11 protein-coding genes are annotated in these 8499 nt (G+C 69.8%); 8 read left to right on the forward strand and 3 right to left on the reverse strand.

The annotated features are described in order from the left end of the window. Positions 1 to 94 precede the first annotated feature (94 nt). From galT to galK, 3 genes are read left to right on the forward strand one after another with little or no spacing between them, the layout of a single operon-like run. A complete protein-coding gene (galT, locus tag ACIOKD_RS41100; RefSeq protein ID WP_402093560.1) occupies positions 95 to 1156 on the forward strand; it encodes a galactose-1-phosphate uridylyltransferase in 1062 nt (353 codons plus the stop codon). Continuing rightward, positions 1153 to 2172: a UDP-glucose 4-epimerase GalE gene (galE, locus tag ACIOKD_RS41105; protein WP_402093562.1), complete on the forward strand. Its 1020-nt coding sequence runs from the start codon at positions 1153 to 1155 to the stop codon at positions 2170 to 2172. Before galT ends, galE begins: the two co-directional genes overlap by 4 nt. Further along, on the forward strand, positions 2172 to 3353 hold the full coding sequence (gene galK, locus ACIOKD_RS41110; protein WP_402093563.1) for a galactokinase: 1182 nt from the start codon (positions 2172 to 2174) through the stop codon (positions 3351 to 3353). The genes galE and galK overlap by 1 nt, the downstream gene beginning before the upstream one ends. Positions 3354 to 3472: 119 nt before the next feature. Here galK and ACIOKD_RS41115 read toward each other — a convergent pair whose 3' ends face one another. Continuing rightward, positions 3473 to 4231, reverse strand: coding sequence for a GntR family transcriptional regulator (locus ACIOKD_RS41115; protein WP_402093564.1), 759 nt, complete (start codon positions 4229 to 4231; stop codon positions 3473 to 3475). Between the two features lie 130 nt (positions 4232 to 4361). Between ACIOKD_RS41115 and ACIOKD_RS41120 the strand changes: the two genes are divergently transcribed. The 4 genes from ACIOKD_RS41120 to ACIOKD_RS41135 all read left to right on the forward strand — a co-directional run bounded on the left by ACIOKD_RS41120 (position 4362) and on the right by ACIOKD_RS41135 (position 6335). Then, positions 4362 to 4640, forward strand: coding sequence for a hypothetical protein (locus ACIOKD_RS41120; RefSeq protein ID WP_402093565.1), 279 nt, complete (start codon positions 4362 to 4364; stop codon positions 4638 to 4640). A 97-nt stretch (positions 4641 to 4737) separates the two neighbouring features. Further along, the gene (locus ACIOKD_RS41125; protein WP_402093566.1) at positions 4738 to 4998 is read left to right on the forward strand and encodes a hypothetical protein; all 261 of its coding nucleotides are present in this window, start codon (positions 4738 to 4740) and stop codon (positions 4996 to 4998) included. Then, positions 4998 to 5621, forward strand: coding sequence for an ATP-binding protein (locus ACIOKD_RS41130; protein WP_402093567.1), 624 nt, complete (start codon positions 4998 to 5000; stop codon positions 5619 to 5621). Before ACIOKD_RS41125 ends, ACIOKD_RS41130 begins: the two co-directional genes overlap by 1 nt. A 102-nt stretch (positions 5622 to 5723) precedes the next feature. Further along, positions 5724 to 6335, forward strand: coding sequence for a Uma2 family endonuclease (locus ACIOKD_RS41135; protein WP_402093568.1), 612 nt, complete (start codon positions 5724 to 5726; stop codon positions 6333 to 6335). Between the two features lie 28 nt (positions 6336 to 6363). Here ACIOKD_RS41135 and ACIOKD_RS41140 read toward each other — a convergent pair whose 3' ends face one another. Continuing rightward, positions 6364 to 6819, reverse strand: coding sequence for a GNAT family N-acetyltransferase (locus ACIOKD_RS41140; protein WP_402093572.1), 456 nt, complete (start codon positions 6817 to 6819; stop codon positions 6364 to 6366). A 258-nt stretch (positions 6820 to 7077) separates the two neighbouring features. Here ACIOKD_RS41140 and ACIOKD_RS41145 point away from each other — a divergent pair, with 258 nt between their 5' ends. Then, positions 7078 to 7845 carry a LuxR C-terminal-related transcriptional regulator gene (locus ACIOKD_RS41145; RefSeq protein WP_398286328.1) on the forward strand — a complete coding sequence of 256 codons (768 nt, stop codon included), beginning with the start codon at positions 7078 to 7080 and terminating at the stop codon, positions 7843 to 7845. Here the strand turns inward: ACIOKD_RS41145 and ACIOKD_RS41150 are convergent. Further along, the gene (locus tag ACIOKD_RS41150; protein WP_402093569.1) at positions 7804 to 8301 is read right to left on the reverse strand and encodes a MarR family winged helix-turn-helix transcriptional regulator; all 498 of its coding nucleotides are present in this window, start codon (positions 8299 to 8301) and stop codon (positions 7804 to 7806) included. The genes ACIOKD_RS41145 and ACIOKD_RS41150 overlap by 42 nt on opposite strands. Positions 8302 to 8499: the final 198 nt, after the last annotated feature.

Raw genomic sequence — 8499 nt, forward strand, 5'->3', positions numbered from 1 at the left:
GTTCGGTTGTGGTGCTGACGTACGTGGGGGTTTGTGGTTTGATGTGTTTGATTCTGTTTATTGGTTTGATCGGGTTAGGGATGGGGAGTCCGGCGTGAAGAAGACCTCGACCCGGCTGGCCGACGGTCGTGAGCTCATCTACTACGACTCGCGCGACGACACGGTGCGCGACGCGGTGGACCGGCGCCCGCTCGACCGGACGGTCACCACTTCGGAGGTACGGCGCGACCCGCTGCTCGGTGACGCGGTGGCGATCGCCTCGCACCGCCAGGGCCGCATCTACCACCCGCCGGCCGACGAATGTCCGCTGTGCCCGTCCGAGGGCGACCGGCTGAGCGAGATCCCGGACTCGGCGTACGACGTCGCGGTGTTCGAGAACCGCTTCCCGTCGCTGGCCGGGGACTCCGGGCGGTGCGAGGTCGTCTGCTTCACCTCGAACCACGACGCGTCCTTCGCCGATCTGACCGAGGAGCAGGCGGGTCTGGTCCTGGAGGCCTGGACCGACCGCACGGCGGAGCTGTCCCATCTCCCCTCCGTGGAGCAGGTGTTCTGTTTCGAGAACCGCGGCGCCGAGATCGGTGTGACGCTCGGACATCCGCACGGGCAGATCTACGCGTACCCCTTCACGACGCCTCGAACGGCCCTCATGCTCCGCTCGGTGGCGGCGCACAAGGAGGCGACGGGCGGGGAGAACCTCTTCGACGCCGTGCTGGAGCGGGAGCTCGCCGACGAGCGGATCGTCCTGGCCACCGAGCACTGGGTGGCCTTCGTGCCGTTCTCGGCGCACTGGCCGTACGAGGTGCACCTGTATCCGCGCCGCCGCGTGCCCGATCTGCTGGGCCTGGACGAGGGCGCGCGCACAGAGTTCCCCAAGGTCTATCTGGAACTGTTGAGGCGCTTCGACCGGATCTTCGGCGAAGGTGAGCCTCCGACGCCGTACATCTCGGCCTGGCACCAGGCGCCGTTCGGCACGCTGGAGGAGTTCGACGGCGTGGTGCGTGCGGACTTCGCGCTCCACCTTGAGCTTTTCACCATCCGCCGCACTTCCGGCAAGCTGAAGTTCCTCGCGGGTTCCGAGTCCGGCATGAACGTGTTCATCAACGACGTGCCGCCGGAGGCCGCGGCCCAGCGACTGCGAGAGGTAGCGAGTTCATGAGTGGGAAGTACCTGGTCACCGGCGGTGCGGGCTATGTGGGAAGCGTGGTCGCGCAGCACCTGCTGGAGGCGGGCCACGAGGTGACCGTCCTCGACAACCTCTCCACCGGCTTCCGCGCGGGCGTCCCGGCCGGGGCGGCCTTCGTCGAGGGCGACATCCGCGACGCCGCCAAGTGGCTGGACCCCTCGTACGACGCGGTGCTGCACTTCGCCGCGTTCTCGCAGGTCGGCGAGTCGGTCGTGAAGCCCGAGAAGTACTGGGACAACAATGTCGGCGGCACGATGGCCCTGCTGGCCGCGATGCGCGAGACGGGTGTGCGCAAGCTGGTCTTCTCCTCCACGGCGGCGACGTACGGCGAGCCGGAGACCACCCCGATCACCGAGTCCGCGCCGACGTCCCCGACGAACCCGTACGGCGCCTCGAAGCTGGCGGTCGACCACATGATCACGGGTGAGGCGGCCGCGCACGGGCTGGCCGCCGTCTCGCTGCGCTACTTCAACGTGGCGGGCGCTTACGGCAGCTGCGGTGAGCGGCACGACCCCGAGTCGCACCTGATCCCGCTGGTCCTCCAGGTAGCCCAGGGCCGCCGCGACGCCATCTCCGTCTACGGCGACGACTACCCGACGCCGGACGGCACCTGCGTCCGCGACTACATCCACGTGGCCGACCTCGCGGAGGCGCACCTGCTGGCGGTGGCCGCCGCGCAGCCCGGCGAGCACCTGATCTGCAACCTCGGCAACGGCAACGGCTTCTCGGTCCGCGAGGTGATCGAGACCGTCCGCGAGGTGACCGGACACCCGATCCCCGAGGTCGCGGCCCCGCGCAGGGCGGGCGACCCGGCGGTCCTCGTCGCCTCGGCGGCCACGGCCCGCGAACGGCTCGGCTGGAACCCGTCCCGCGCGGACCTCGCGGGCATCGTCGCGGACGCGTGGGAGTTCGCGCGGAACATCGCACAGCAGGACATCGAGCAGCAGGACATCGAGCAGCAGGACGTCGCGAAGGCGGAGGGGCACTAGTGGGGGCTCAGCGGGAAGCGTCGGCGGGGCAGGCGGCTCAGCAGGTCCGCGGCGGCTTCGAGAGGCTGTACGGGACCCCTCCCGAGGGGATCTGGGCGGCGCCGGGGCGCGTCAACCTGATCGGTGAGTACACCGACTTCAACGAGGGCTTCGTCATGCCGCTCGCGCTGCCGCACACCGCGGTGGCCGCGGTCTCGCGCCGCGACGACGGAGTGCTGCGGCTGCACTCGGCCGACATCGAGGGCCCGGTCGTGGAACTGCACGTCGACGGCCTCGCCCCGCTGACGAACACCAGCTGGGCGGCGTACCCCGCAGGTGTCGTCTGGGTCCTGCGCGCCGCCGGGCACGCCGTCACCGGCGCGGACATCCACCTCGCCTCGACGGTCCCGACGGGCGCCGGCCTGTCCTCCTCGGCGGCGCTTGAGGTGGTGACGGCGCTGGCCCTGAACGACCTGTACGAACTCGGCCTCACCGGGCCCGAGCTGGCCCGTGTCGCCCAGCGCGCCGAGAACGACTTCGTGGGCGTGCCCTGCGGGATCATGGACCAGACGGCGTCCGCCTGCTGCACGGAGGGCCACGCTCTCCACCTCGACTGCCGCGACCTGTCGATCCGGCAGATCCCCTTCGACCTGCCGTCGCAGGGGCTGCAACTCCTCGTCGTCGACAGCCGCGTCAAGCACGCGCTGGGCGACGGCGCGTACGCGGAGCGGCGGGAGGGCTGCGAGGAGGGTGCGCGGCAGTTGGGCGTGCCCTTCCTGCGCGACCTCGCGTACGAGGACCTCGACGCGGCGCTGGCCCGTCTCTCGGACGAGCGGGTGCGTCGGTACGTGCGCCATGTGGTGTCGGACGACCACCGCGTCGAGCAGGTCATCGCGCTCCTCGACGCGGGCGACATCCGGGGGATCGGCCCCGTCCTGACGGCCGGCCACACCTCCCTCCGCGACGATCTGCGCATCTCCTGCCCGGAGCTGGACCTCGCCGTCGCGACGGCGAACCAGGCCGGGGCGCTGGGGGCCCGTATGACGGGCGGCGGTTTCGGCGGCTCGGCCGTCGTGCTGGTCGAGACGGCGGACGCGGACACGGTCACGAAGGCGGTGGAGGAGGCGTTCGCGACCGCCGGGTACACGGCGCCGCGGGTGTTCCCGGCGGTGCCGTCGGAGGGCGCGCGACGGGTGCGCTGACGCGCTTCGCTCGCTCAACCGGGTCCTCCCTCCCCGCCGGTCGGGAGGGACCCGGTGACCCGGCCGGCCCTGCGACCGTGGAGGCGCTGTGACCCCTGTGCACGCGGTCACCGGAACCGCTACGGGCGGTCGACCTCGAACTCGTAAGCCACTTCCCAGCGCATGTCGGGAACGACGATGTCGGCCGTCTCCACGGGACGGCCGTCGCTGTCGTAGTAGGTGCGCTCGATCTTCAGCAGCAGGTCGCCCACGTTGACGCCGAGCAGGTTGGCCTGTGCCTGGGTGGCGCGGGCCGGCTGCGGCACCTCGACCGCGGTCTCGACCTTCACACCGATGGAGCGCATGCGCTCCACGACGCCCGCCCCCGCGAGGGGTCCCATCTCGGGCAGCACGACCGGAGTTCCGTCCGTGACGGCCAAGGGCTCCCAGGACGTGGAGAGCTGGACCGGTTGTCCGTCGGCCAGGAACTCGTACCGCGTTGTCACGCAGAGGTCCCCGGGCTCGATCGCCAGCCGCTCCGCGATGGCCCCGGGTGCCGCGACCCGCGCCTGAGTGTGGGCTTCCCAGGTTCCGGCTCTGCCGTGCTCCCTCATGTCAGCCCTGAAGGGCGAGCCGTCCCGGTGCTCCCGATGACGTGAGCGGACCATCCTCATCCGCTCACGGGGTTTGCGAACGTACGTACCTGACCCCGCGCGCCCTTCGAGGAGCCCTTCGACGATCAGTCGGTCCATCGCGCGCTGGGTGACGTTGCGCCCGACCCCGTACTCCGCGGCGAGCTGCGCCCGGGAGGGCAGTCGGGCCCCGATCTCCCACTCACCGGCGACGATCCGATCACGCAGGGAGTCAGCCACCTTCAGGTACGGCGCCTCTCTCGGCATGGGGAGCCCTCCCGTTTCGCGACCGTGAGTCAGTGAGCGATTACAGAGACATTGACAAGTTACTGCATCAGGTGAAAGCTACTGAAGTAGAACTACTCTCCGCTTTCATTCCGTCACGGAGGTCTCTTAGGTGTGCTCTGCCAAGTCACGAGCAGTCGCGCTGGCCGCCAAACTCGCCGCACTGACGGAACGCGAGGCGCACACCGAAGAGTTCGCCGACCGGATACGTGTCAGGGTCCCGCTCCCCGTCCGACTCGGCGATGTCTGTCGGCGTGCCTTGCTCATGGCACTCGCCGACGCCGACCGGTACGGCCACGACATGACCGCACAAGGCGGAGCCGTCTGGGCCGAGATCGACGTGACGGCTGCCACCAGAGATCGCGGTACCACCCCGCAGGAACGGAACTGACTGTATGCGTCTGTTGAACATCCGTACCGTCGACCGGGTCAGAGCCCTTTTCGCGCCCCGCGGCAGACATCGGGCATCGGCATCGGGTTCTGCTGCCGTGTCGAGAAACTCGGCCCGGTACACCGCCCCGGAATCGCCGCAATCCGGCCCGCCGCGTCCGGTGGTCGCCGCGTCGGTCCGGCGCTGGTACGAGCCCATCGACGGCGCGGCCACCACGCTGGTCCGCCCTTACGTCGACGCGTACGAGCGCGGGGAGAGGGCCCGGATCCAGCGGCTGCGCCGTGACGCGCTCTGGTGTGCCACCTACGGGGTCGACCTGGACACCCGGTACATCCACGGCAGGCTGGAAGCGGCGTGATGGATACCGACCACACGAGCCGCGCCGAGAGCGTTCAGCTCGGACTCGCGAACAGGCTGCTCGTCCGTGCCCGGCACGTACTGGACACCCCCGGCGTCCCCTCACGCGAACTGGGCGTGCTGGCGTCCGCGTTGACGGCCGCGCTGAGTGACGCCCTGCTCATCGCCGGAAGTCGCGAAGTGGCGGTCGGCCGCCGGGCCGTCCAGCAGACTCTGGGTCTGCTCGTGCTGCCGGGCGGGGATCTCTCCTCCGCCCGAGCCGCGCGTCGGCATGTCCGGAGCACGGCGGAACTCTGGGGACTGCTCCCGGACGAGGCGGACACCCTGGAAGCGATCACCGGGGAACTCGCGGCGAACGCACTGGAGCACAGTGACAGCCGGACGGTCACCGTGTCGGTTCTCCGCACGGCCGAGGGCGTCGTCGTCAGTGTGTCGGACGAGGGGCAGGGGCGGACGTCCGGCACGGAACAGCCAGAAGCAGTTGGACAGGAGCCGGAGGAGGAAGGGGAGCGCGGGAGGGGGCTGCTCATCGTCGAGGCGATGGCCACCCGCTGGGGGAGCAGGCCCTGCGGCGACGGTCTGACGGTCTGGGCCGAGGTCGCCGTCGGGCCGGTCTGCGAATGATCTCGAAGGTCTTCGGCCCACGGGCCGAGCGGGTGGACAGCGGACCGGCGCCGCTGTCCACACCGGCAGATCATCGCCTTCATACTGGAGGCGGGAGGACCCATGACTCAGCAGACCCTGTACCGGCGGCTGCGCGACATGCGTGACCACTTCACCCCGCCGCCGGGCCTCGCCTGGCCCGAGATCAGCGACGGGAAGATCGTCATGATGATGAGTCCGCGTCCGCGTCACCAGCTGACCGCGACGCGCGTACGGGACAGGCTCAGCCGGCAGCTCCCGGACGACCTCGGAGTGTTCGAGGCGACCGATACCGACGACGAGGGGCTCGGCAAGCTGCGCGTCCCGGACCTGCACGTCTGCCCGTACGACGCCATGGAGACCGACGACCCCCTCGACCCGCGTGAGATCACTCTGGCCATCGGGATCGTCTCGCCGTCCAATCCGGAGAACGACTATCGGGACAAGACCCGCGACTACCCGGCCATGGGCATCCCCCACTACCTGATCCTCGACCCGCGTGACGCCACCTGGACGTACCAGTGGGAGATCGGACGGACGGACGGACGGGCCGGGTACGAGAACCGGCTGCACCTCCCGTACGGCAAGCCGGTCACCCTGGACACCGATCTCGGAACCTGGACGATCGACACCACCGGCCTGCCCCGCTACAGCGCGAAGGACATGGGACTGTCCCCCGAGCGGCAGGAGCCGTAGAAGGCCGGGCAGTAGTGGAACGCCACGCTCAGTCCAGCCTCTTGGTGAGCGTGTACTCCGTGATCCCCGGCGGGTAGTCGGGGATCACGCACACCACCTCGTAGCCCTGTTTGCGGTAGAAGTCCGGCGCCTGGAAGTCCCACGTCTCCAGGCGTGCGGCACGGCACCCGCGGGACGACGCGGCCAGATGTTCCGCCCGGGCCAGGAGATGCGAGCCGAGCGCGGCCCCGCGATGGCGTTCGTCGACCCACAGGTAGACGACATGCAGCCATGTCGCCCACGTGTGCCCGACCAGTCCCCCCGCGACCTCGCCACCCGGCTCCAACGCCCAGACCTGGAGCGGAACTTCCCGTTCACCAGGGGTTCCACGCAGAGAACGCAACACCGGAGAGCCGGCCGTGTTGGCCTCCCGCAACCGAGAACGCAGGAATTGGCTACGTTCTTTGTCGACTTCTGTCTCAATACGAAACATACGGCTCACCATAAACGCGTCGGCCAATCAGTTCTGTAAATCACCTTCCGCTCCTGCCGCACGGCCTTACTCTGATGAGCAGCACCGGTGGGGGCCGGTGCCGATCAGGGGGCGAGACAGTCGGGTACGACGCCCGAAGTGGGGGTAGCAGTTTCAGCACGGCGGCGGCCGTGCGACCGCGGCACCCCGTTTTCCGAGTCGACAGGAGGCTCGGGAACACCTCGGGCGCCGTACCTGCGCCGGTCCGTCCCCCGACCAGTGGGGGTTTCTGTGGTTCGCATCCGTGTTCTGGTCGTCGACGACCACCGTATCTTCGCCGAGTCGCTCGCCGCGGCCTTGGCCGCCGAGCCCGATGTCGACGTCTCCGCGGCGGGCAGCGGCCCGGCCGCGCTGCGTTGCCTGGAGCGGGCGGTCGCGGAAGGCCGCAGGTTCGACGTGCTGCTCGTCGACGCCGACCTCGGCGGCAACGTGCCGGGCGTCCGCCCGGCCGTGCCCGTGCACGACAACAACGAAGAAGGCCTGGTCGACGGCATCTCGTTGGTGGCCGGCGTCCGTTCGGGCCAGCCCGGGGTCCGTATCGTCGTGCTCGCCGAGAAGGACGACTCGCGCCGTGCGGCTCTCGCGCTGCAGGCGGGCGCCTCGGGCTGGGTGGCCAAGGACTGCTCGCTGTCCCGGCTGCTGACCGTCATCCGGGGGGTGTTGCGGGACGAGACGCACCTGCCGCCGGCCCTGCTCACGGGTGTACTGCGTGAGCTGACCGCCGCGCGCAAGCACCGTACCGAGAGCGAGCGGCTGGTGGAGTCGCTGACTCCGCGCGAGCGCGAGGTGCTGCGCTGCATGGTGGCCGGGCTGGGGCGCAAGGCCGTCGCCGAACGGCTGTTCCTCTCCCCGCACACGGTCCGCACGCATATGCAGAACGTGCTGGGGAAGCTGGGCGTGCACTCGACCCTCGCGGCCGTTGCGCTCGCCCGCCGGGCCGGGGTCGGTCCGGCCGACCTAGCCGGGGATGTTGTCGAACGGGGCGGTCAACTGGCGTAGCAGCCCGGCCAGTTCACCGCGCTGGGCCCGGCTGAGCTCCGCGAGGAGCGCCCGCTCCTGTTCGAGGAGTCCGGCGAGTGCCTGGTCGGCGCGGTCGCGGCCCTCCTCGGTGAGGCGCACGAGCACGCCCCGGCGGTCGCTGGGGTCGGGGAGCCGCTCGACCAGGCTCTTCTTCGCGAGCCGGTCGATACGGTTCGTCATCGTGCCCGAGGTGACGAGAGTCTGGGTGAGCAGCTGGCCGGGAGAGAGCTGGTACGGGGCTCCCGCGCGCCTCAGCGAGGTGAGCACGTCGAACTCCCAGGGCTCCAGGGCGTGCTCGGCGAACGCGATCCGCCGGGCGCGGTCCAGATGCCGCGCGAGCCTGCTCACGCGGCTGAGCACTTCGAGTGGTTCCACGTCGAGGTCGGGGCGCTCCCGGCGCCATGCTGCGACCAGCCGATCGACCTCGTCCTCCATGACGATCAGTGTAGTGGTTGTGTCGATGTGAAGTCTCTTGATGTGAAGTATCTTGACGACGAGAGATGTGGGGTGTGAGGGTGGAGACCGGCTCGTCCTGACACCTAGGGCCTGTGTGATGTCGTGATCAGTCAGTTGCCTTCAGCAGGTCGTTGATCCAGATCATGGAGGCGCGGAGGTGGAGGCCTGCGAGGTAGC

Source organism: Streptomyces sp. NPDC087844 (assembly GCF_044742785.1).
In the GTDB taxonomy this organism is placed as follows: domain Bacteria; phylum Actinomycetota; class Actinomycetes; order Streptomycetales; family Streptomycetaceae; genus Streptomyces.